Genomic DNA, 20674 nt, shown 5'->3' with positions numbered 1-20674 from the left:
GGAAATTCAAACTCTAAAATCTAAAATTCGATTCCAGGCTGAGCCTTGATGCCTTGTTCCTTGAAAGGGTGCTTGACTAAAGTCATTTCGGTCACTAGATCGGCCCGCTCAATCAAAGCTGCAGGTGCTCCTCGTCCCGTCAGAATGACGTGAGAATCCTCTGGTTTCTGCTCTAGACCTGCCAACACGTCCTCAACCGCTAAGTAGCCCAGCTTTAGAGCAATGTTGACTTCATCTAGCAGCACCAAGCGAAATTCTGGATTACGGATGTAGGTTAAAGCGGTATTCCAAGCTTCCTGAGCTTTTTGGATGTCGCGCTCGCGGTCTTGCGTTTCCCAGGTAAAGCCTTCCCCCATCGCATGAAATTCCAGTTGCTCACCCCAATGGCTAAAGGCTGCTTTCTCCGCTGGCTCCCAAGCACCTTTAATGAATTGCACGATCGCCACCTTGTAACCGTGACCGAGCGATCGCAGCACCATCCCCAAAGCAGCGGTAGTTTTACCTTTACCATTGCCTGTATTGACCACAATCAAGCCTTTCTCCAGCGATCGCTCAGCTAGGCGCTGTTCTTGCACTTCCTTGCGTCGCTGCATTTTCTGCCGATATTGCTCATCCGTCAGGCCCGCTGCTGCTTCGGGTGAAGCTGAGTCTGTAGCCGCTGAGGTGTCAAGATTTGGATTCATTGAACTAGTTATCCGAAAAGCTCTGTAGCGATCTTAAAGTCTAAGTCGAAGCTCGGTGGAACAGTTGCTAATTCAGAGAACTTAATCGAAATCCCCCAAGTAGCCATCCCAAGGCTGCTCTTCTGAGCCTTCTGCCAAAGCTGCCATATCGCCGTTGTAGTGAGCGTTAATCAACATTGCTTTCTGTTGCAGTCGCTCTGGGACATAACGTAGATCTACAGGCAAGCCGTGGACTACCAAAAACTCAGCCAATTGCTGAGGATGTAGATAAACTCCCTCGGCATGTAGCCGTTTCAGCATGTGACTAAAGCTATGCCAATGCTGCCGAGATGGTGAATCAGAATTGGTGTGTCGCGATGCCGAAGGTAGCGCTGGAGGTATAGGCATGGCATGACCTCAGAAACGGGCTGAGCAGTTAAATATGCTGTATTAGCTTTTTGATGCAGTTTTTTATGGTGTCGTCTCCAGTTTATCTTGTTTCTTCGCCTACATGGCTTGACTAAAATAGAGCAGATATTGTAATGCTCAAGACGAAAAACCGCAAAGGAATGCCCTTAGGAGCGGCATACTCACCTAAGCGGTAGAGAAAGCCGTAAGAACCCTTACTTTGGGGAGGTTTGCTTGGAGAATCCCAGCAATTTCCGTACCTTTATTGAACTGATCTCAAACATGGGTGTTAAACTGTAGCAGTTGGTGTTTGAGGTCGCGTATAAAGCCTTGAAACTCCTTTCCTTGGTCGGGTACCCGTGGAGACCACTTTGGTACCTGGAAATGAAATTGAAGCGGAAACGGCAGTGCGATCCCGCACTATCTTGGGCTGACCGTTGTGAAGCACCCAGTATGAGCTGATCGGCCTGTAACTACCAGGTTCGCGATTGCTAGCAGATACTCTTGCTGATTCAGAGGATAAGCAACCCTATCTCTAGAAATAGTGGCGAACTGGGTCGATCGTGCTCCTTAGGTGGAGTCTTTTTGAATTAAATAGCTGGATTAATGGTTCTGATGTTTTCAGATTTATCAGAGCTTTTAGTCAAGGGATATTTACCTGTACGATGTCCTTTCTCATCTAGCCTGGGGAATTCTGTGCCTAGGTTTGACTGATGCAGCAAGCATAAGTTTTGAGTCTGTAGAGTTCTGCCACTACTGGCTAGAGCAACAGAATCAAATTCTTGGCTGCGTGGGCACTTACTGCCTCAGCGTTGCCAACTTCCTTGACCAATCGGATCACATGACTTTGAAAGTTTCTTTCAAGGTTGCAGATAAGAAAACCTAGTGATGCTTGAGTTTGTTGAATAGTGCTGCATGAGCCTAGACAACAAACAAGCGATCGCATTAGGTAGCTGCGTGTCCATTTCCCCTCTTCTTTATGCTTTTTGTTCTTTTTGGAGCGTACAAATGTCGAAATTGCTCAGCCACAAAATCGCACCCGCCCCCATGCCTGCTGAAATCAGCGTCGTTGATTTAATCGACGGCTATTTCACCGCTTACAACTCCGCTCGCCTGCGCGAGATTTGTCACTTACTGAGCCAAGAAGTGATGCAGGAGGGCGTAACCGTTGGGGTGAGTTTGTCTGGCGCAATGACTCCAGCAGGCTTCGGAGTTTCAGTCCTAGCTCCCCTAATTCGGAATGGTTTTATTGACTGGATGATCAGCACGGGCGCTAACCTCTACCATGACATGCACTATGGTTTGGGGTTGAGCCTCTATTCCAGCAATCCCTTTTTGGATGACGTAAAGCTGCGTCAAGAAGGCCGCATCCGGATTTACGATATTGTCTTTCACTATGATGTGCTACTGGAAACCGACGCCTTCATTCGCGAGATTTTGCGGGCGGAACCGTTCCAGAAGCGGATGGGTACGGCGGAATTTCACCATTTGCTCGGCAAGTATGTCCGAGAAGTAGAGAAGCAACTCGGTGTGCAAAATTCTTGCCTATTGGCAACGGCTTATGAATGCGGCGTTCCCATCTATACCTCCTCTCCCGGAGACAGCTCGATTGGTATGAACGTGGCTGCACTGGCGTTAGAAGGCTCCGAGTTGGTGATTGATCCTTCGTTGGATGTGAATGAAACCGCAGCGATCGCCTATGCAGCGCGCGAATCTGGTGTTGCTGGTGAAGAAGGTAAGAGTGCAGCGGTGATCATCGGCGGTGGCAGTCCCAAGAACTTCCTCTTGCAAACGCAACCTCAACTGCATGAAGTGTTGGGTCTAGAGGAACGAGGTCACGACTACTTTATCCAAATCACGGATGCTCGCCCAGATACAGGTGGGCTTTCCGGGGCTACTCCTAGCGAAGCCGTGAGTTGGGGCAAAGTTGACCCAGATGAGTTGCCCAGCACCATTGTTTGCTACACCGACAGCACGATCGCGCTACCCATCATGACCGCTTATGTGATCAACCAATGTGCGCCTCGTTCCCTGAAGCGGCTCTACGATCGCCGGGAAGAAATGCTGGCGACACTGAAGGCTGACTATTTGGCTGCTAAGGCCGAATCGGCAACGGAGCGATCGCTAGTTGCTGTGGCTGAGACTATCAAGAGCGAAGCAGCCCAGCGCGAACCTGTGGCAACTTATCCTTGCGGCACCCCAATTCGCAAATAAACGTCACTTCTGAGTGAACGTCTTCACTCAAATTAGCTCCCTCTTGCTTCGGCAAGGGGGATTTTTGTTGTCGGGGAAAAAGAGCGATCGTCAACCTTGAAAAATTTCGATCAAGATTCCGTAAATTACCCCTTCTAAATAGAACTAGAAACCGCTAATCTCTCTAGGTTGAATCAGCGCAGTGCACTGGCTGATCAGTAACAAACCTATTGAACTTCGTACCCCTCCTCAACCTGTGCGTAGTAATTTTGATGAACTGAATTCTCACTCCTTAGACCAGCAGGACAGAGGATTGAGCCGCGTTGCCAAACGTCTAGCCCAAAGTCTAGAAAGAGATGCCTTAGTCCAAAAAACAACCGATGAGCTAAGGCAAATGCTCCAAGCTGATCGCGTGGTCTTGTATTACTTTTATCAACGCTGGAAAGGCCAAGTTACCTTCGAGTCCTTGAGCGCTGAGCAGTTGTCGATTTTGGGATCAACTGGCGCTGATGATTGCTTCAACGACGAGTATGCAGCTTTGTACTTAGATGGACGGGTTCGAGCGATCGCCGACATCGAGACAGAACCCATTCAAGAGTGCCACCGGGATTTTCTGCGGAGTCTCCAGGTGCGGGCCAATCTTGTTGTGCCTGTCCTTACCAGTAAAGGCTTGTGGGGCTTGCTGATCGCGCATCATTGCCAAGCGCCCCATCAGTGGTCTGCAGAAGAAATTAAACGGATGCAGCAAAGCGCCACTCGCTTAGCGACGGCTCCAGCCATTCGGGACACTTAGATGGGCAACGGTTCAGTCAACACTTAAACAAAATCAAGATATAGTTCTGCCCAACTGACCCAAGAACGAAGTATCGTTTTTGGAGGAGCCGTCCTGGTGATAGAAAGAGCTATGTCAGAATCCACGATTGAATCCATTCTTCAAGAAAAGCGCTTATTTCAGCCTGCGGCTGAGTTCTCTCAAAAAGCTCAGATCAAGAGTCTGGAAGACTACCAGCAACTCTACGATCGCGCCAAGGCTGACCCAGAAAAGTTTTGGGCCGAGCTAGCCGAACAAGAGTTGCACTGGTTTCAGAAGTGGGATCAAGTGCTGGATTGGCAGCCACCCTTTGCCAAGTGGTTTGTCGGTGGTAAGATCAACATCTCTTACAACTGCCTCGATCGCCACTTGACCACCTGGCGACGCAACAAAGCGGCTTTGATTTGGGAAGGAGAACCGGGAGATTCGCGGACGCTCACCTATGCCCAACTGCATCGTGAGGTGTGCCAGTTTGCTAATGCCTTGAAGCATTTGGGTGTGGAGAAGGGCGATCGTGTGGGCATCTACATGCCGATGATCCCGGAAGCTGCGATCGCAATGTTGGCTTGTGCACGGATTGGTGCGGCACATACGGTTGTGTTTGGTGGTTTTAGCGCTGAGGCATTACGCGATCGCTTAGTCGATGGTCAAGTCAAGGTGGTAGTCACAGCCGATGGCGGTTGGCGTAAAGATGCGATCGTGCCCTTGAAAACGCAAGTGGATAAAGCGTTAGCCGATGGGGCAGCTCCCAGTGTCGAGAATGTGCTGGTGGTGCGGCGGACTGGCCAAGACATCCCCATGCAACTCGGCGGTCGGGATCATTGGTGGCACGAGTTGCAGCCGCAGATGTCGGCTGATTGTCCTGCTGAACCGATGGATAGCGAAGATTTGCTGTTTGTCCTCTACACCTCAGGCAGTACAGGCAAACCCAAAGGCGTGGTGCACACCACAGGTGGCTACAACCTCTACACCCACATGACGACCAAGTGGATCTTTGATCTGCAAGACACAGATGTGTATTGGTGTACCGCTGATGTGGGCTGGATTACCGGACACAGCTACATTGTCTATGGCCCACTTTCCAACGGTGCTACGACCCTGATGTACGAAGGGGCACCCCGCGCCTCGAATCCTGGCTGCTTCTGGGATGTGATTCAAAAGCATGGGGTCAACGTCTTCTACACAGCACCCACCGCAATTCGCGCCTTTATCAAAATGGGCGAAGACATACCGAAAGCGCGAGATCTCTCCTCTTTACGCTTATTGGGCACCGTAGGTGAACCCATCAACCCCGAAGCTTGGATGTGGTACCACCGCGTGATTGGCGGTGAGCGCTGTCCGATTGTGGATACTTGGTGGCAAACCGAAACGGGTGGCATTATGATTACGCCTCTACCGGGTGCGATCGCCACCAAACCTGGTTCTGCGACCCTCCCCTTCCCTGGCATCCTGGCTGATGTGGTGAACCTAGAAGGCGAATCCGTCGGTACTAATCAAGGCGGTTACCTAGCAGTACGGCATCCCTGGCCTGGAATGATGCGGACGGTGTACGGCGATCCCGATCGCTTCCGCAAAACCTACTGGGAACACATACCCCCCAAAGATGGGAAGTACGTCTACTTTGCGGGCGATGGTGCCCGACGAGACGAAGATGGCTACTACTGGGTGATGGGCCGTGTGGATGACGTAATCAACGTAGCGGGGCATCGTTTAGGCACAATGGAGATTGAATCGGCATTGGTCTCCCACCCTGCTGTAGCGGAAGCTGCGGTGGTCGGCAAACCCGATGAAGTCAAAGGGGAAGATATTGTGGCTTTCGTCACGCTAGAAGGGGGGCACACGGGCAGTGATGCTCTGAAAGCAGAACTAAAGCAACACGTGGGCCAAGAAATCGGCGCGATCGCCCGTCCCGGAGATATCCGATTTGCCGATGCTCTACCCAAAACGCGCTCGGGCAAAATTATGCGACGGCTGCTGCGGGATCTTGCCAGTGGTAATGCTGTGTCAGGAGATACTTCTACTCTGGAAGATCGCAATGTTCTAGAAGCCCTACGTGACGAAGGTTAACTAGGTAGAACTCTCACCAAACCCCTCCCCGGCGCGGAGAGGGACTTTGAATTTGGCTCCCCTTCCCTCGTAGGGAGGGGGCAGGGGGTTAAGTCCAAATTTCAAACTCGCTGGGCAATCACGGCATAAAAGGGATCGCCCCCTGCAACGCCAAGCATTTGCAAGAAGCTGGGCACTTGGGCTCGCTGTGCGATCGCTTCAGGTGCAGAAAATCCAGGTACTGCTGTGAAGTAACGTTTGACCAGTTCTACTCGATATTCCTCCGAGTTATCTCGCCAAGCCTGAATCGCTTTCTGGTAAAACATGCGGTTAGAAAAACTGACGATCGCAATGCCTCCGGGCTTCAAAACGCGATTAATTTCGCTGAAGATCGCTTCGGGATACTGCAAATACTGCACTGAGACGGTATTTAGCACCGCATCAAAGGATTGATCGGGTAGCGGTAGTTTCGGCTCCTGGTTGAGGTCTTGGGTAAAGTAGTGATTCAGGCGCGGATTGCGGGCTAACTCTTCCGCGTTGAGTCCATGCGCCTCGACGTGAGCAAATTCGATCTCATCCGGTAGATGGGAAACCCAACTGCTCATCAAGTCCAAGATGCGTGTCTGAGGCTTCAACCGTTTGCGATACAAATCGGTGAGTTGCTGAATGAATCCTTCGTCTACGTGAGTGACAAAGCGGGGCAGACCATAAAATACCGTGTCTTCGGTGGGGTCTAGCTTGGTGCGATCGCTGGGTTGTAGGGGCATGATGTCGGCGGGAATAGTCTCTACTTCCCAAATTTTAATGAAGAAACTTAACGCGAGACGGTCGCTGCCAAAACTTGCTCCGCCACTTGGATTTGAGTCGCACTAAATCCAGCTTCTTGGAGATAGCTCAAAAAGGTACGATCGCCATAGTTTCCATCTAGCGCCAAGGCTTGCTCGTAAGCTTTGGTCGCTGCCGCGCGATCGCCGCCATCCCAATTAATAATTGCCAGTGCTACCCACGGATGCGGATTGTTGGGCTCCAAGTCAGCAGCCCGACGTGCGGCTAAGCTAGCCCAACCATACTCTCGCAGACGGTGAGCCGCCAGACTGAGGTTGTAGTAAGGAATTTCGTTATTGGGTTCTAGCCAAGCGGCCCAAGAGTGAGTGATGACAGTGGAACTTAGGTCTCCCTGCACCAAATAGACAATGCCTAAAGCATTGAGCGCTGGAACCGACTGAGGATCGCGATACAGCACCTGAAACAGCGATTCCACTGCCGCAGCTTCTTGACCTGCCAAATGTTGAGTCCAGCCTAGAGTGATGCGTCCATGCAAATTGTTGGGTTCTAGTTCTACCGCTTGCTGAAGTGCGGCGATCGCTTCTGAATAACGTGCTTGTGCCCGATAAGTGAGACCTAATTGACGATATTCACTCGCAGAGGGAGCGGCTGCTACTGATGTCGCTAACCACAAGCTACTGCTAATGACCAACCCAAAAATCAAACTATTTCGCACTATTACCAGCCACAACAATTAAGCAAGTTTTGATGATTTTGGGTCACAAAAACTAAGTAAAAGTAATTTTTTAGCACTTATATTTTAGTGGCCTAACTGATGAGCTGCTGCTCTGCAGCAGTGAGTCCATAAAGGTCGTAGACGAATTGGTCGATTTGGCGTTCCAAAGTGTAGATACCCTCCTGCAAATCGTGGCGATATTCAGCAGCTTCGGCTGTGACTAACTGCTGCTGAAGAGATGACAAATGCTGCGCTAGCAAGACTAAATGTTGATTTGGTTGCGTGAATAATGAGTCGTGAGTAAGACAAATAGGCAGCGATCGCAACTGTTGCGGTCCAATTCGCAAATAGCCCCCTTTGAGGCAGTCTCCTCCATACAAGTTGCGGTAGTAAAAGCTGATAAATTTGCTGTTTAACAGCGCTAAGAGGTAATGCAAATTCAGCGAGGTGAGGATAATCACAGTTGATTTTCCCGCTACGAAATCTCCTGCGACATCCACCACACATTCCAAGACTTGAGTCATGCTAGCCACAATAATCTTGGGTTGGCGAGCTTGCCGTTGTCGTTTGGGCGACAAGTGAGAGTGCTGCGTCGCTGGGATGATGGGATAGCGATAAGCATGGCCCAAATAGCGCAAGCACTTCTGCCCCCAGAGGTCGCAGTAACGGTCAATCGTGCCGCTGTTAATCAGCTTTAAATCGGTCGCTTGGGGGCAAGCTTCATTGGCAATCAAAGACTGCATAGCGTAGGCTTCTCCTACGGTTGCGGCTCCCAAAACTTCTGCCACCGTTGAGAGGGGTGGAAACTGGGACTGCAAGCGATCGCACAACTCAGTTTGATGCAAACTAGAACCGAGCCGCCAAGGTTTGCCTGCGGGCATAAAGTAGCGCTGGTAATCCAACCATTGCTGAGTTGAACCAGCGATCGCACTATTAGCGGCTACTTCCATGCGTTCGTATTGCACCTGTGAAGTTAATTCCGGCAGTCGTTTGCAGGCCGTATAAACAATGGGATAAACCGCGACCGGGAAAATTGCCACCCTGGAATAGTCGCGAATGGTCAACAGTTGATTCTGCACGGTTAAAATTTGCCGAGCTTGGGCGGCGTAACTTGCAGAGCCCAGTTTATTCGGCACAATCAAACTGGTTAAACCGTGGGGCTTGCAGAGGGCGATCGCCTGCTCAATAAATACGCAGAACAAGTCCCAATTGCCAGCAGCAGCTTGATAGTGTTGCGTACAGTAATGCCGCCACTGGGGCAGGTGCTCGGTCATCCACTCCGAATCGACATAGGGAGGGTTGCCAATTACCACATCAAACCCTCCTGCCTGCATCACCTCCGGAAACTCTTCTTGCCAGTTAAAAGCCTGGCTGGAGTTGATTGGAAATGATGAAGGGGAGCGATCGCCCAATTCCTCACCAATTATGGCGTTGCCACACTTAAGGTTGTTCTCCAAATCAATTAGAACTCTTGTTCCCCCCAAGTTTGGGGGGCTAGGGGGGCCAGCTATTTTCAATAAACACCACCGAGCCTGCTCAACTGCTTGGGCATCAATATCCACCCCATAAATGTGCTCCCCGAGAATCCGCCACCGTTCTGCGATCGCCAGATTCCAAGTGCCATCACTGGCTTGTTGCAGCGGCAATTCCGTGACGGGTGCCTCTCTGCTTTCGTAGGCAGCAATATAGCGATCGCGGTACCAAGCCAACAAGTAAGCGTAAGCTCGCAATAAGAAAATGCCTTCGCCGCAGGCTAGGTCGAGAATTCGGAGCTTGCCCGACAATTGTTGAGGCGTTTTACCCGCTAACAGCCGCCCAACTGTGTTTTCCACCATGTAATCCACTACTGCCGGGGGTGTGTAGCAAACCCCAATCGGTAGTGGTGATTCCTGAGTACGATCCGGGAAAATAGAGTCAGAAGGAACTGGTGGGGGAGGTTTGCGGTTGAGCATGGTGGGCTGTTGCCTGCAAGGTTCGCCGACCGATTTCTTGGCTAATCGCGGTTAAAGATTCATTCAAGCCACTCCGAAACAAGTTGTAGAACAGTCCCTTTGGGGTGCCTGTACCGGGTTCCGCCGTAATGTCTTGCGTCAGCAAAACTTGAGTGACAGGAGCCCCTGGATGGGTAGCAACGGGATCAATTTGCCAATATCCTTGAAGCGTTTTCACATCTCCTTCGAGCAACCGAAAATCAATTCGTTTTTTTGCGGTCTCAATATTCTCGGTGCGGAAGCGCGATCGCCTACTGACCAGAAACACTTGACGCACATCCACTTGCTCCACCACTTTGCGGTTGCCCTGCGCCTCGATCAGACGACTAGAAACCACGTTGGGAAGAAATTTGGACAAATTGGTATAGTCGGTTAACACTGACCAAACTACATCTGGAGAGGCTTTGACCAGAACTTTAGCCACATAGCGACCGCGATCGCCTGTCACTACTACCTTGCCGCTGCGTAACGCCACTCGTTCTGCCACGGGCAGCCGCTCCAGGGAACTATTAAATAGCTCGGCCCTAGCTGCTAAGGGAGATGTAACAGTCAGCAATAGGGCCGTTGTCAGCCCGCCGAACCGCAGCAAAGTTTTAGTTCGTACAGATACCCACCGAGTACGAGCATTCGCTAAAACACGATTTGTAGAGAGGGCAGGCATAGAGCAGAAGGCAATTGGCAATTTGTCTTTGACCATAGCCTGTTAACCCGCTGAATGCCACCAGCACCCCGAAAGTCTTTAGCTTGCCGAATCCAGTGCTAAGCTCAGGGCCAACTGTAGTTCTGGTCGGGGTTTGGCATCCATCGGCAATGGTTCTGGTTCCGCTTGCACCCCTGGGCAATAGCGAGCATAGGTGCAGCGATCGCAATGCCCGCCAGTTGTAGGTTCCCAGGCTGCATCCGTTCGTAAGCGTAGCGCTAAATCACCAATGGCAGACTCAACTCGTTGCCTATGTTCTGGAGTCACTTCAAAGCTAATGTTCTCGCCTGTGCGGAGATAAATTAAGCTCAAGCGGCGCAGCGTTTGCGGATAAGTTTGCTCTAAAGCCAAGTAGTACAGCCCAATTTGCAGATTCATCTCTGCTGGGTCTAACAGCTTGGTGTCTTTGTTGGATTTGTAGTCGATCAGTTCCAACCCATCAGCTAAATAATCGAGGCGATCGTAGCGTCCTGCCAAAGTAAATTCTAGATTCTCGACTTGGAGCGATCCTTGAATTTTACCTTCCACAGCTACTGGACGCGCGATCGCAGTTTGGCTAGCCATAAAGCGCTCGTGATAGCGCTGCAACATCACCTGTCCATCGGTCACCTGAGTAGGGCTGAGTCCTTGAGTGTGCTGGCTCCAGCAGTATTCCACCCAATCGAGTCCGGGAATCGGGTCTTGATAGTGCCAATCGCGGTAGATCTGCGCTAAAGCCTCGTGTAGCGCTGTACCGAGAGACGCAGACCCAAAAAAAGCAGCCGTTTTAATCCCTCGTTCGTAACGAAAATAGTAGGACTGGGCACAGCGATGGTAGGTTTGCAGCTTGGCGGCAGAAAGGTGGTAAGCCATGAATGACAGAAATGCGAGTGAGGATGGAGCGCCTACAGATGATTCTAGGAGGACTCCCCTGCCAGTTGCAGAATTCGTTGCCAATGTTCAGGCGAAACGGGCACCACCGAAAGCCGACTAATCCGCAATAAATCAAAGCCTTCAAAGCTGCTGTCTTGCTTAATTTGCGCCAAAGTCACAGGTTGCGGCAGCGATCGCACGGCTTTCACATCCACCACGGCTCGTTTCGGGTCAGCTAAGGCGGGGTCTGCATAAGGCTCACTCACTACTTCGGCAATGCCCGCTACGCGGCGCTCGTCGCCTGTGTGGTAAATCAGCGCTAAGTCTCCCGGCTGCATGGTGCGGATATGCTTCAACGCTAAATTATTGTTCACCCCATCCCAAATCGTGCGGCCATCTCGCTCCAAGTCTGCATAGCTATAAACGTCCGGTTCACTCTTCAACAACCAATAAGCCATCGCGATCGCTTTCCTCTGTTACCCAGTCTGTAAGTTTCTAAAAATGTAACCAATCAGACTTTGTACCACTGGGGATGACAGATTAGGAACATCAAAGCCATTTATTCCCATACTTGCGATCGTGAGGAGAAACTATTTTATGTACCAAGCCCAGATATCCCAGCGTCCGTCCCGTTCCTGGCAGCGCTGGACAGCCTTACCAATCGCCCTAGGAATACTGAGCCTCACTTTTGCCAACCCTGTTCTCGCTCAAGAGAGAGCCGCAGAGAGAATGCTAAGAACCCTCACCGTCACTGGCCGTGGCATCGAAACAATTCCTACCACCTTGACTCAAGTTGAGCTAGGCGTAGAAGTGCAAGGCAAAACCGCGGAAGCTGTGCAGCAAGAAGCTGCCAAGCGCTCCTCGGCAGTCGTGGCGTTGCTCAAGGCACGCAATGTGGAGAAACTACAGACCACAGGTATTACCCTCAACCCCAACTACAGTTACGAGAACAACACCCAACGCTTAGTCGGCTACATCGCCACCAATACGGTTAGCTTCCGCGTCGATACCCAACGCGCAGGCACCATTATTGATGACGCAGTCAAAGCAGGAGCGACGCGAGTCAATGGTGTCAGTTTTGTGGCTCCAGATCCAGCGATCGCCGCCGCCCAGAAACAAGCGCTACGCGAAGCCACCCAGGATGCCCAACAGCAAGCCAACGCTGTTTTGGAAGCGCTCAACTTCACGGCCCAGGAAATCGTCAGTATCCAGGTCAACGGAGCCAGCACTCCCCCCCCTCGCCCCGTCATGGCCTTCTCTAAATTGCAGCGAGCTGAAATGGCTGATACGCCTGTAGTGGGTGGCGAGCAAGAAATTGATGCCAGCGTCACCCTAGAGATTCGGTATTAGGGGCACCTCTCGTGGGTGACCTCCTAGGGGCTTCTGAGCGAATGCCCCAACATAAAAGGGCAGGTACAAGACCTGCCCCTACCCATCACAATCACAAGCTCAGGCGCTAGCCTCAGGCAACTTCGCTAAAACTCATCATCGCCGCCGTAATTGTTCATAGAACCAGCGTCATTGTCTCGCTTGGACCCTAGCAGTTCTAGGCGATCGACGCGAATTACAGGCTTAGAACGTGTTGCACCTGTATTGCGATCTTGCCAAGACTCAAACTTGAGCGCCCCGCTCACGCCGATCAAGCTGCCTTTACGCACATAGTCAGCCGCTACTTGTGCTGTTTTGCCCCACAACTCCAAATTGAACCAGTCTGGCTGGTCATTATTACGGGTCCGTCGGTCCACTGCTAGGGTCAAATTACAAACTACGCTACCCGATTCAAAAAATTTGACATCTGGATCTCCGCCTACCCGACCGACCAAAGTGACAACGTTAAGACTCATAGGATTATAATTACAACGATTAGTACAAGCGTACCTATAGTATATCGAATGTTTTCTAGCTGCGATCGCAGCTTTCTGGTTGATGACTGGTTTTGCGATCGCGCTCTTTCTAGTAGCTGAACAAGTGGTTCAAAAATTTTAGCGCTTTTACTAATCTTGAGCCTCAATTTATCACCCAATAAAGGTTGTAGATTTGTTAGTGAGAGCACAAATAGTCGTTAAGATAAAAGTTATCAAGATCAGATAAATTCAAAATTCATCCTGATTTCAGCCTCCACTCCTAGGAATGTGACTAAAGATTCGTCAAACTTAGCGTAATTAATGGGATTTACAGTTAACCTGAATCTAACTAGACTCAGGATAAAAAACGTAATAAAATCCACCTCGGCTACATTGTATTCAGGCGCAGCAGCATTTCGTTTAGGGGCGTAGAAACTAGTGGGTCTTTTCAGTCGTTTTTCCTTATCTCGGGACATGGGTATCGACCTCGGTACCGCGAACACACTAGTTTATGTATCAGGTAAAGGCATCGTTCTCCAAGAACCTTCAGTGGTGGCGATTGACCAAGATGACCGGATTCCTTTGGCGGTCGGGGAAGATGCCAAAAAGATGCTGGGACGGACCCCTGGGAATGTAGTTGCTCTGCGTCCCCTGCGGGATGGTGTGATTGCTGACTTCGACACCGCAGAACTGATGTTGAAGCATTTTATTCGGCGGGTGCATGAAGGTCGCACGCTGGTTTCACCCCGGATCGTCATTGGCATTCCTAGTGGGGTTACAGGGGTAGAACGTCGGGCGGTCATGGAAGCAGCTTCTCAAGCGGGTGCCCGTGAAGTTTACCTGATTGATGAGCCAGTTGCCGCCGCGATCGGAGCGGGACTGCCTGTGGCAGAACCTACCGGTAACATGATTATCGATATTGGTGGCGGCACCACTGAAGTCGCAGTTTTAAGCTTACAAGGAACAGTTCTGAGTGAATCTGTTCGAGTCGCGGGTGATGAGCTGAGTGAATCAATCACTCAGTACATGAAGAAAGTGCACAACTTGGTGATTGGAGAACGCACAGCCGAGGAGATTAAGATCCGCATCGGTTCTGCTTACCCTACCAACGAAGTTGATGAAGCCATGATGGAAGTTCGAGGTCTGCATTTACTCTCTGGATTGCCTCGCACCGTTACGATCAAGGGGCCAGAAATTCGCGAAAGTATGTCTGAGCCTCTCTTAGTGATTGTTGAGGCTGTTAAGCGTACCTTAGAGCGCACTCCCCCTGAACTAGCAGCGGATATCATTGACCGCGGGATCATGTTGGCTGGAGGAGGTGCCCTATTAAAAGGCATTGATACCCTGATTAGTCACGAAACTGGAATTGTAGTTCACGTCGCTGCCGATCCCCTGAGCTGTGTCGTATTAGGCACAGGTCGGGTGTTAGAGAACTTCAAGCAGCTAGAACGAGTATTCAGCGGTCGCTCTCGCCATATGTAACAGCATCAAATTGACGTGTTTCCGGACTGGCTGGTGTCTCAGCCCAGTGACTTTAAGCGATCGCGCACTTCCCTAGTTTGGAGAGCGATATTGCTCTGCCTTAGTCTACTTGGGTCTCCTGGGATTGAGTTCTTCAGGCCCTAGACTCAATTTGAGCAAACCACTAGGCCCAGCGTTGCTCTGCAAATCTTACGAGGCCCTTAAATCTGCCATCACTGCTGGGCGATCGCATTTGTTAGCCTTCCTTGGCCTTAAGCACTAGCCTGCCTTCAGCCAAGGAAACCATTTCAGCAAGCTAAGGATTCATAGAAAGTAAGTTCAAACCAAGATAGTTTAGATTGCATGTATACACTGCGTCGCTGGTGGGATCGATATGGCGTAAGAATGTTGCTGGTGGGTCTTACCCTCGGTACAGCTTGGGTAGTGCGAGAAACCCAGGGAGCGGCAATTCTAGAAGTTTATCAAGGTCTGACTCGCCCTTTCCAAGGCGCTCCGAACCCCGAAGAGCAAATCGCCAACGCGCGGGTTCTAGAACTCCAGCAACGCTTGGTGGAGCTAGAAAGCCAAAATCAAAAGCTTCAAGATTTACTCGGTTATGCCTCTGCTACACCTCAAAAGGGAATTGCTGCTCCGGTAATTGGGCGTAGCGCCGACCATTGGTGGCAACAAGTTACCTTGGGTCGGGGTAGCAAAGATGGCCTACAGGTAGGGCATGTGGTCGCTGGGCCTGGAGGCTTGGTCGGTCGGATCGTCAGCAGCACTCCTCATACTAGTCGCGTTCTGCTCATTAGTGATCCCACTAGCCGAGTCGGGGTGGTTGTAAGTCGCAGCCGCTACACGGGTTTCATGCGAGGCCAAGCAGGTAACCGAGCAGTGATGGAATTCTTTGATAAAGTTCCAGATGTGCGGCGTGGCGATGTGATTTCTACTTCCACATTCAGTCAGCTTTTTCCATCCGGTATGCCAGTGGGGCGAGTTGAGTCAGTCAACCTGAATAAAAGCCCTGCGCCTGAAGCAGTGATTGAGCTATCTGCCCCTATCAGTTACTTGGAATGGGTGATCGTTTACCCCACCCAAGCCGAAGTTCAAAATTCTACGCCCGCAACTCCAAAGTCGAATATCCCATGAGGAATGATTCCTTCAAAAACCTGTTGAAAGGTTCTGCTTATCATCGCTCGCTCTTAAATTGGACTGTAACAGTTGTCTCTGTGCTTTTATGCCTACTGGCTCTACCTCTACGCTTTCCAGGTCTGGAACTAGCAGGCATTGGTCCTAACTGGCTGCTAATCTGGGTAGTGGCTTGGAGCGTTAAGCGGACTGTGTTTCAAGGAGCGATCGCTGGATTAGTCTTAGGGCTCCTGCAAGATGGTATGACGGCTCCTCATCCCACTCATGTTTTAAGTTTGATAGTAGTGGGTGTGTTAACGGCTCGTCTACAGAAGCAGCGATACATCGAAGAAGACTTTATCTCTGTGGCACTGATTGTTTTTGGTATGGCTGTCTTAGCAGAAACTGTGATTGCCATTCAATTTAGTCTGCAAAAGTTTGATGGCGCATCGGTTCAAGCCATGCGGACACTGGCCGAAATCTGGACATACCACCAGCGCACTGCTTTGAGTTCAGCAATTTTGAGTAGTCTTTGGGCTCCCGTCGTTTACTTCCCTCTCAACCGCTGGTGGGAGCATATGGGTCTGCTAGAACAACCTTAAACCTACAATTCTCATCTTGTATGATTTCAGGCTTGGACTAGATGGTAGCAAGTCACGACATGCTGCACCGCAGATACGAGATCGCTGAGGATACAGGTGGGTTGCAATCGCTCTAAATAACGTCTGCTGCGAATCCCACAAGTCAAGGCGATCGTGGGAATCTCTAACGCTTGGCCAGCCAAAATATCGGCCTCGGTATCTCCAATCATCCAGGATGACTGACCCAAGTCACCGCGCAACCCTTGCTCCAGCGCAGCTTTGACTAACAATTGAGTTTTGTAGTCAGCGTAGTTTTGGTAAGCCGCTTGGTCGTTATCAGCGCCATAAATACCGCTAAACAAATCTGCCAAACCATATTCTTGCAAGATCTGAGTCGCTTGCTGTTGGCATCGTAGCGTCACTAAAACCAGCCTGATACCTTTTGTATGCAGTAGTTTGAGCGCCCAGCGCACTCCTGGCTGCAGCCGATCCTTCTGAAGCAGGGTCGGCTGATTTACGATTTGGCCAACTCGCTGTAAGAACACATCAATTTGTGATTGCTGAACGAGTCCAGAGCGCATTGCGATCTCTACATCTGGCACTCGATCTTGTTTCATCTGCCAGAACTGTTCTTTACTGAGCAGCTGAATGGGTAAGGTAGTTCCTTGAGCTTGGTAAGTCGCTTGAGTGTCGGCGAGTCCTAGTTGGTAGGTGCTGTAGTAGCGCTCTGAAACATCAATAATGGGACCATCAAAGTCGCAAAATACTGTCAGCCCTGATGAAGATGGAACGGAAAGCCCTGTTTGACTCCGATATAACTCGTAGAGATGCAAACTTGCGGGTACAACACCTGTCATAAAGGTTACCTGAGGGCTACAAGCCGATACACTTCTTCACTTTAGTTGATTAAAACATAAGTTGTCATGCCTTTTAGGCTGCTTCTGCTATCAAAAAAATTTATACATGGAATAACAAGGCAACGAAAGGTTAGCAAAATTAACCTTCGTCTATTTTTGTTGATACGCGCAATTATTTTGTATCCTACTATACTTTTCATCAATGAGCTGAGTTTGCAATTTAGGGGATCGCGTTTTTTACCAGCTCAGGTACAGCTTTTCGACCTTAAGCACCTTGTTATCTACTAAATAATTCAGGCACCTATAGCTAAAACCGTAAGCCCAATCCACAAAACTTCCTCAGCTATTTAGCCAAGGAAGTATGCCATCAAAATAGAGTTAGTCAAGTAGGCGCTGTGTAGCTACGCAAATTAATCCAGTCTATTGAACAGCGGGTACGAGAGGCAGATCAGCCGCTTGTTCTAGATTACTCATATTACCTAAGTTCACCTTACCCTGCGTCAGGAAACGGAATGTCTCCTGGTAAAGACTTTGCCAGAAACGATTACTCATGTTCTGGCTTACCTCAGTGGGGTCCACCATTGGGTGAGGCACTAAGTCTTGAGCTGGGTATAGGTAAGAGTAATGCCCTTGGTGATTACCACCGATTTCCCGAAAGAAAGTTTGATTCGTCTTCACATCAGCCGCATCCTCGTTCTCAGTCAGCACTAAGAAGGTGGGAATATTTTGTAAGGTACGAGTTTGCTTGGAGTTCAGGACAAAGGAGCTGCCAAAGCGATCGGCTGCCGTTAGCGCTCCCACAGGGAATTGCAGATCAGGGTCCCAACCTAGTTCTTTGATATCCAGCGGACCTGCCATATTTACATATTGCCGATGTTCTTCTCCATCAACTTTGAGGAGAGGGGCATAAGCCACAACGCGATCGATGCGATCGGGACGAGCTGCAGCAAGACCTAGAGCGACAGCACCCCCAACTGACAAACCCACCGTATAAACCGGGCCTGGGAGTGCATCCAATTCAGCCAATCGAGCTTTTGCTTCGCTCAAGTATTCTAGGTGAGAGGAGATAAAGTAGCGCTCAAAGTCGGGATCATCTGGCCGACTAATAGCTTGCATCATATCTAGTAGGCGAGGCTCAATGGCTAGCAACCTCGCTAATAAAGCGATACGTTGGGTCGCACTGGGGCGGCGATCGCTGGGGTTAGCCGATAGATTAGCAAAATAGTTTTGTAAAACAGGGTCTTGCTGAACTTTCCGGCGTAAAGGCTCAGCAAGCTCAGGCTTGAGATCAACTTGGGGCCAATGTTTGTTGGGCAGCGCAAAGGCATGACCGGCTAGGGTTGCTTGATAAACATTGAACCCATTCTGGAATAAGTATTCAGCCAAGCGCCACATTTGATGGGGTTTTGCACTGAAACCATGAAACATCAGGATAGTGCCATGAACAGTTTGCCCAGGTTCGTGAAAGAGGTAGTAGGGGTAGGCACCCGAACGACGATCTGGGTTGGCATCAATAGTGGCAACGTAAGCGGCGATCGCTTGCTTCGTTTGGGCTAGTTGTTCCGCACTGGGGGTGGTACTGGTCTGCAAAGCGGGATTCATAAGGGTGATCCTAGAGGGTAGAACAGGGTCATTGAATAAGCCTCAACTAAGACTCAAACATAGACCTTTACACCGAGGCAAAAGCTTGAATGGTCAGGATAGCGTTGTTGAATACCACATAACTCTATTGAGTCATTCCGCATCTAATATTCTTTATAAAAAACTTTTCCTGTGACTGGGGCGATCTAGTTAGGCATCTAGTTAGACGATCGATCTAGGCGATTTATGGGGCAATCTTATGGAGCCATTTATAGGGCAATTTAGAGGGGCGATCGCGGCTTCTGTTACAAATTCTTCTACTTGCAAATTCTCCCACCCACTTTTAAATCCAAGCACTAGAATCGATCTACTGACGTGCTGCTCGCATGTAGCACTGTTTCCATTCAGGCAAGCTTGAAACTTGGCTCTGTCAGAGCCCCCTCTTTATGAAACGGTCAATTCAATGCCCATCGTGTCTGACACCCCTGGGTACTCTCAACTATGACAGCATTCCTCAGTTGAGATGCACCTCCTGCCAACGCAAATATGGTGTGGTTTACGGCAAGCTCTCTCAACGGAGTTCTATGCGAGAGGTGCTGCTTTACCTCACCGCTAAGCTGCCTAGGTTCTATAAACGGCACTATGAATTCCGCATTATTACGCCAAGCAGAAGTCTTCAAGTCTTGAAGTTTTCCGTTCCAGGAGCAGAGGATGGGATTCCGGTGCGTCGGGGCGATATGATTTCGCTGCTCTATACCACCCAAGGCTATGTCCTGAAAAAGTTAATCGCAATTACCAACCATACGACAGGTAGCGATTATCTTTTACCCTCACCTGTGCCTAGCCCTGGTTATTTAGTGGCCACTCGTGGCACCGTCTCCGCCACGGTGTTTTTGTCTTTGCTGTTGACTGGGGCCAATATCTTCCTGCTATCAATGCTGAGTGCAGCTAGTCTCTTACTCTACGCGAAGCTTGCTCATACGGCTCAGCTAACAAGTCCTCCGCTGCAAATGAATGTGCAGGAGGAGTCACGCTTACTCGCCGATCAGAAACTCCTTACTCAGAAATACAGCTTAGAGCAGCGTTTGGGCGAACTAAAGCATGAGTCTGCTGCGAACCAGGCGCTGATCAGCCAACTGGACTCGCTCAAACGTAAAATGTTGCAGTTTGATGACAAGCTTTATGCCAACCGGATTCGTCGCACCACGAGTGCCGTAGGCATCTTGAGCAAGCAGATGAGTAATAACCAGCGGCTGGTTAGTGAGTACTCACGCATGATCAAGATGATTGAGATTGAAGTGGAGACGGCACAAATTGCCGACCAGCTCCCTGACGCCGAGAACTTTACTAAAACGATTCTGCGTAAGTTAGCAGAACTGAAGCACGTCGAAGAATACAACCAAAACTTAAGATTTCAGCTAGAAGCCAATGAAGAAGTTAGACGGATGCAAGCTTAAGCTTTGACTGACTCAGATAAGTCACGCCATAAGCCCCAACTAACTGCGTGAGGCAAATGCACCCTAAATTTAGGGCAAAGTCATTTCAAAGGCAGCTTGATTATCAAAAATTGGAAAAACTTTGTCGAGCTGAGTCAGCTCAAAAATGATGCGGACCGAAGGTGAAATTGAGCATAGAACTAGCTGACGGCCCAAACGCTGGGCAAAGCTAAGCGCTCCGACTAACACCATTAGTCCAGAACTATCTAGAGAATCCACTTGAGCCATGTCCACTAATATGTCTTGTGCAGGGGTCGAAGCAACTTTATGCTTCAACTGGTTCTGCAAATCAGTGGCATTGACTCCATTGAGATGACCAGAAACTTGAAAAACTTCAAATTGGGGGCGGGAAGGTGCGTATTGCATCATAAACCCAAGTGCAGGGGGAAATTGCTTAGATGCTCCCAACCATAAACGCTATGGGCTTTGGAGTAGCTAGATATAACCAGCGGTTTACCTAATCTTTAGGTTACTAGCTCGAATGGTTTAACTCCTCTTCGTACTATCTCTCACTCGTTTTAAGGAATCGAGCTGGCACTAAAAAAATTCGAACCCCTGGCAA

Annotated in this window: 20 protein-coding genes; 8 read left to right on the top strand and 12 right to left on the bottom strand. The window is 49.9% G+C overall.

Going from position 1 to position 20674, the window contains the following annotated elements:
• Window positions 1–20: 20 nt before the first annotated feature.
• Window positions 21–683: a cob(I)yrinic acid a,c-diamide adenosyltransferase gene (gene cobO, locus H6F90_RS00815; protein ID WP_190549362.1), complete on the bottom strand. Its 663-nt coding sequence runs from the start codon at window positions 681–683 to the stop codon at window positions 21–23.
• 81 nt (window positions 684–764) lie between these two features.
• A complete protein-coding gene (locus tag H6F90_RS00810; RefSeq protein WP_190549361.1) occupies window positions 765–1070 on the bottom strand; it encodes a hypothetical protein in 306 nt (101 codons plus the stop codon).
• Between the two features lie 1008 nt (window positions 1071–2078).
• Between H6F90_RS00810 and speY the strand changes: the two genes are divergently transcribed.
• From speY to acs, 3 genes are all read left to right on the top strand, one after another.
• Window positions 2079–3284: a deoxyhypusine synthase gene (gene speY / locus H6F90_RS00805; protein WP_190549359.1), complete on the top strand. Its 1206-nt coding sequence runs from the start codon at window positions 2079–2081 to the stop codon at window positions 3282–3284.
• A gap of 235 nt (window positions 3285–3519) precedes the next feature.
• Entirely contained in the window at window positions 3520–4056 is a 537-nt protein-coding gene (locus H6F90_RS00800; RefSeq protein WP_190549357.1) for a GAF domain-containing protein, read from the top strand.
• 111 nt (window positions 4057–4167) lie between these two features.
• The gene (acs, locus tag H6F90_RS00795; RefSeq protein WP_190549355.1) at window positions 4168–6141 is read left to right on the top strand and encodes an acetate--CoA ligase; all 1974 of its coding nucleotides are present in this window, start codon (window positions 4168–4170) and stop codon (window positions 6139–6141) included.
• Window positions 6142–6242: 101 nt separating this feature from the next.
• Here the strand turns inward: acs and H6F90_RS00790 are convergent, their stop codons facing one another.
• The 6 genes from H6F90_RS00790 to H6F90_RS00765 form a co-directional block, all read right to left on the bottom strand.
• A complete protein-coding gene (locus H6F90_RS00790) occupies window positions 6243–6887 on the bottom strand; it encodes a class I SAM-dependent methyltransferase (protein WP_190549353.1) in 645 nt (214 codons plus the stop codon).
• Window positions 6888–6934: 47 nt separating this feature from the next.
• Entirely contained in the window at window positions 6935–7621 is a 687-nt protein-coding gene (locus H6F90_RS00785) for a tetratricopeptide repeat protein (protein ID WP_370587909.1), read from the bottom strand.
• A 92-nt stretch (window positions 7622–7713) separates the two neighbouring features.
• The gene (locus H6F90_RS00780) at window positions 7714–9573 is read right to left on the bottom strand and encodes a TaqI-like C-terminal specificity domain-containing protein (RefSeq protein ID WP_190549351.1); all 1860 of its coding nucleotides are present in this window, start codon (window positions 9571–9573) and stop codon (window positions 7714–7716) included.
• Complete coding sequence (locus H6F90_RS00775; protein WP_242024259.1) at window positions 9536–10309, bottom strand: SRPBCC family protein; 774 nt, start codon at window positions 10307–10309, stop codon at window positions 9536–9538. Before H6F90_RS00775 ends, H6F90_RS00780 begins: the two co-directional genes overlap by 38 nt.
• Before the next feature lie 42 nt (window positions 10310–10351).
• Entirely contained in the window at window positions 10352–11164 is an 813-nt protein-coding gene (locus H6F90_RS00770) for a PD-(D/E)XK nuclease family protein (protein ID WP_190549349.1), read from the bottom strand.
• A gap of 44 nt (window positions 11165–11208) precedes the next feature.
• Window positions 11209–11622 carry an EVE domain-containing protein gene (locus H6F90_RS00765; protein ID WP_190549347.1) on the bottom strand — a complete coding sequence of 138 codons (414 nt, stop codon included), beginning with the start codon at window positions 11620–11622 and terminating at the stop codon, window positions 11209–11211.
• A gap of 139 nt (window positions 11623–11761) precedes the next feature.
• On the opposite strand from H6F90_RS00765, the gene H6F90_RS00760 reads away from it, so the two are divergent.
• Window positions 11762–12514 carry an SIMPL domain-containing protein gene (locus tag H6F90_RS00760; RefSeq protein ID WP_190549344.1) on the top strand — a complete coding sequence of 251 codons (753 nt, stop codon included), beginning with the start codon at window positions 11762–11764 and terminating at the stop codon, window positions 12512–12514.
• A gap of 125 nt (window positions 12515–12639) precedes the next feature.
• Here H6F90_RS00760 and H6F90_RS00755 read toward each other — a convergent pair whose 3' ends face one another.
• Window positions 12640–13008, bottom strand: coding sequence for a single-stranded DNA-binding protein (locus H6F90_RS00755; protein ID WP_190432524.1), 369 nt, complete (start codon window positions 13006–13008; stop codon window positions 12640–12642).
• 474 nt (window positions 13009–13482) lie between these two features.
• Between H6F90_RS00755 and H6F90_RS00750 the strand changes: the two genes are divergently transcribed.
• The 3 genes from H6F90_RS00750 (at window position 13483) to mreD (ending at window position 16199) form a co-directional block, all read left to right on the top strand.
• A complete protein-coding gene (locus H6F90_RS00750) occupies window positions 13483–14490 on the top strand; it encodes a rod shape-determining protein (RefSeq protein ID WP_190432522.1) in 1008 nt (335 codons plus the stop codon).
• Between the two features lie 342 nt (window positions 14491–14832).
• Window positions 14833–15618, top strand: a complete 786-nt coding sequence (gene mreC / locus H6F90_RS00745) for a rod shape-determining protein MreC (RefSeq protein ID WP_190549342.1) — start codon at window positions 14833–14835, stop codon at window positions 15616–15618.
• Complete coding sequence (mreD, locus tag H6F90_RS00740) at window positions 15615–16199, top strand: rod shape-determining protein MreD (protein ID WP_190432518.1); 585 nt, start codon at window positions 15615–15617, stop codon at window positions 16197–16199. Before mreC ends, mreD begins: the two co-directional genes overlap by 4 nt.
• Before the next feature lie 26 nt (window positions 16200–16225).
• Here mreD and H6F90_RS00735 read toward each other — a convergent pair whose 3' ends face one another.
• Entirely contained in the window at window positions 16226–17035 is an 810-nt protein-coding gene (locus H6F90_RS00735; protein ID WP_190549340.1) for an HAD family hydrolase, read from the bottom strand.
• A 420-nt stretch (window positions 17036–17455) separates the two neighbouring features.
• A complete protein-coding gene (locus tag H6F90_RS00730) occupies window positions 17456–18637 on the bottom strand; it encodes an alpha/beta hydrolase (protein WP_190549338.1) in 1182 nt (393 codons plus the stop codon).
• 425 nt (window positions 18638–19062) lie between these two features.
• Between H6F90_RS00730 and H6F90_RS00725 the strand changes: the two genes are divergently transcribed.
• Complete coding sequence (locus H6F90_RS00725) at window positions 19063–20073, top strand: hypothetical protein (RefSeq protein ID WP_190432514.1); 1011 nt, start codon at window positions 19063–19065, stop codon at window positions 20071–20073.
• 69 nt (window positions 20074–20142) lie between these two features.
• On the opposite strand, the gene H6F90_RS00720 is transcribed toward H6F90_RS00725, so the two are convergent.
• Window positions 20143–20481 carry an STAS domain-containing protein gene (locus tag H6F90_RS00720; RefSeq protein ID WP_242024258.1) on the bottom strand — a complete coding sequence of 113 codons (339 nt, stop codon included), beginning with the start codon at window positions 20479–20481 and terminating at the stop codon, window positions 20143–20145.
• Window positions 20482–20674: the final 193 nt, after the last annotated feature.

This window comes from Trichocoleus sp. FACHB-591, from assembly GCF_014695845.1.
GTDB lineage: Bacteria > Cyanobacteriota > Cyanobacteriia > FACHB-46 > FACHB-46 > Trichocoleus.
This window is presented reverse-complemented; position numbering and strand designations above follow the sequence as displayed.

Excerpts from the sequence above, each read along its gene's own strand:
- cobO (WP_190549362.1), bottom strand. The coding sequence starts at position 683 with ATGAATCCAAATCTTGACACCTCAGCGGCTACAGACTCAGCTTCACCC.
- H6F90_RS00810 (WP_190549361.1), bottom strand. The coding sequence starts at position 1,070 with ATGCCTATACCTCCAGCGCTACCTTCGGCATCGCGACACACCAATTCT.
- speY (WP_190549359.1), top strand. The coding sequence starts at position 2,079 with ATGTCGAAATTGCTCAGCCACAAAATCGCACCCGCCCCCATGCCTGCT.
- acs (WP_190549355.1), top strand. The coding sequence starts at position 4,168 with ATGTCAGAATCCACGATTGAATCCATTCTTCAAGAAAAGCGCTTATTT.
- H6F90_RS00790 (WP_190549353.1), bottom strand. The coding sequence starts at position 6,887 with ATGCCCCTACAACCCAGCGATCGCACCAAGCTAGACCCCACCGAAGAC.
- H6F90_RS00780 (WP_190549351.1), bottom strand. The coding sequence starts at position 9,573 with ATGCTCAACCGCAAACCTCCCCCACCAGTTCCTTCTGACTCTATTTTC.
- H6F90_RS00775 (WP_242024259.1), bottom strand. The coding sequence starts at position 10,309 with ATGGTCAAAGACAAATTGCCAATTGCCTTCTGCTCTATGCCTGCCCTC.
- H6F90_RS00770 (WP_190549349.1), bottom strand. The coding sequence starts at position 11,164 with ATGGCTTACCACCTTTCTGCCGCCAAGCTGCAAACCTACCATCGCTGT.
- H6F90_RS00765 (WP_190549347.1), bottom strand. The coding sequence starts at position 11,622 with ATGGCTTATTGGTTGTTGAAGAGTGAACCGGACGTTTATAGCTATGCA.
- H6F90_RS00760 (WP_190549344.1), top strand. The coding sequence starts at position 11,762 with ATGTACCAAGCCCAGATATCCCAGCGTCCGTCCCGTTCCTGGCAGCGC.
- H6F90_RS00755 (WP_190432524.1), bottom strand. The coding sequence starts at position 13,008 with ATGAGTCTTAACGTTGTCACTTTGGTCGGTCGGGTAGGCGGAGATCCA.
- H6F90_RS00750 (WP_190432522.1), top strand. The coding sequence starts at position 13,483 with ATGGGTATCGACCTCGGTACCGCGAACACACTAGTTTATGTATCAGGT.
- mreC (WP_190549342.1), top strand. The coding sequence starts at position 14,833 with ATGTATACACTGCGTCGCTGGTGGGATCGATATGGCGTAAGAATGTTG.
- mreD (WP_190432518.1), top strand. The coding sequence starts at position 15,615 with ATGAGGAATGATTCCTTCAAAAACCTGTTGAAAGGTTCTGCTTATCAT.
- H6F90_RS00735 (WP_190549340.1), bottom strand. The coding sequence starts at position 17,035 with ATGACAGGTGTTGTACCCGCAAGTTTGCATCTCTACGAGTTATATCGG.
- H6F90_RS00730 (WP_190549338.1), bottom strand. The coding sequence starts at position 18,637 with ATGAATCCCGCTTTGCAGACCAGTACCACCCCCAGTGCGGAACAACTA.
- H6F90_RS00725 (WP_190432514.1), top strand. The coding sequence starts at position 19,063 with ATGAAACGGTCAATTCAATGCCCATCGTGTCTGACACCCCTGGGTACT.
- H6F90_RS00720 (WP_242024258.1), bottom strand. The coding sequence starts at position 20,481 with ATGATGCAATACGCACCTTCCCGCCCCCAATTTGAAGTTTTTCAAGTT.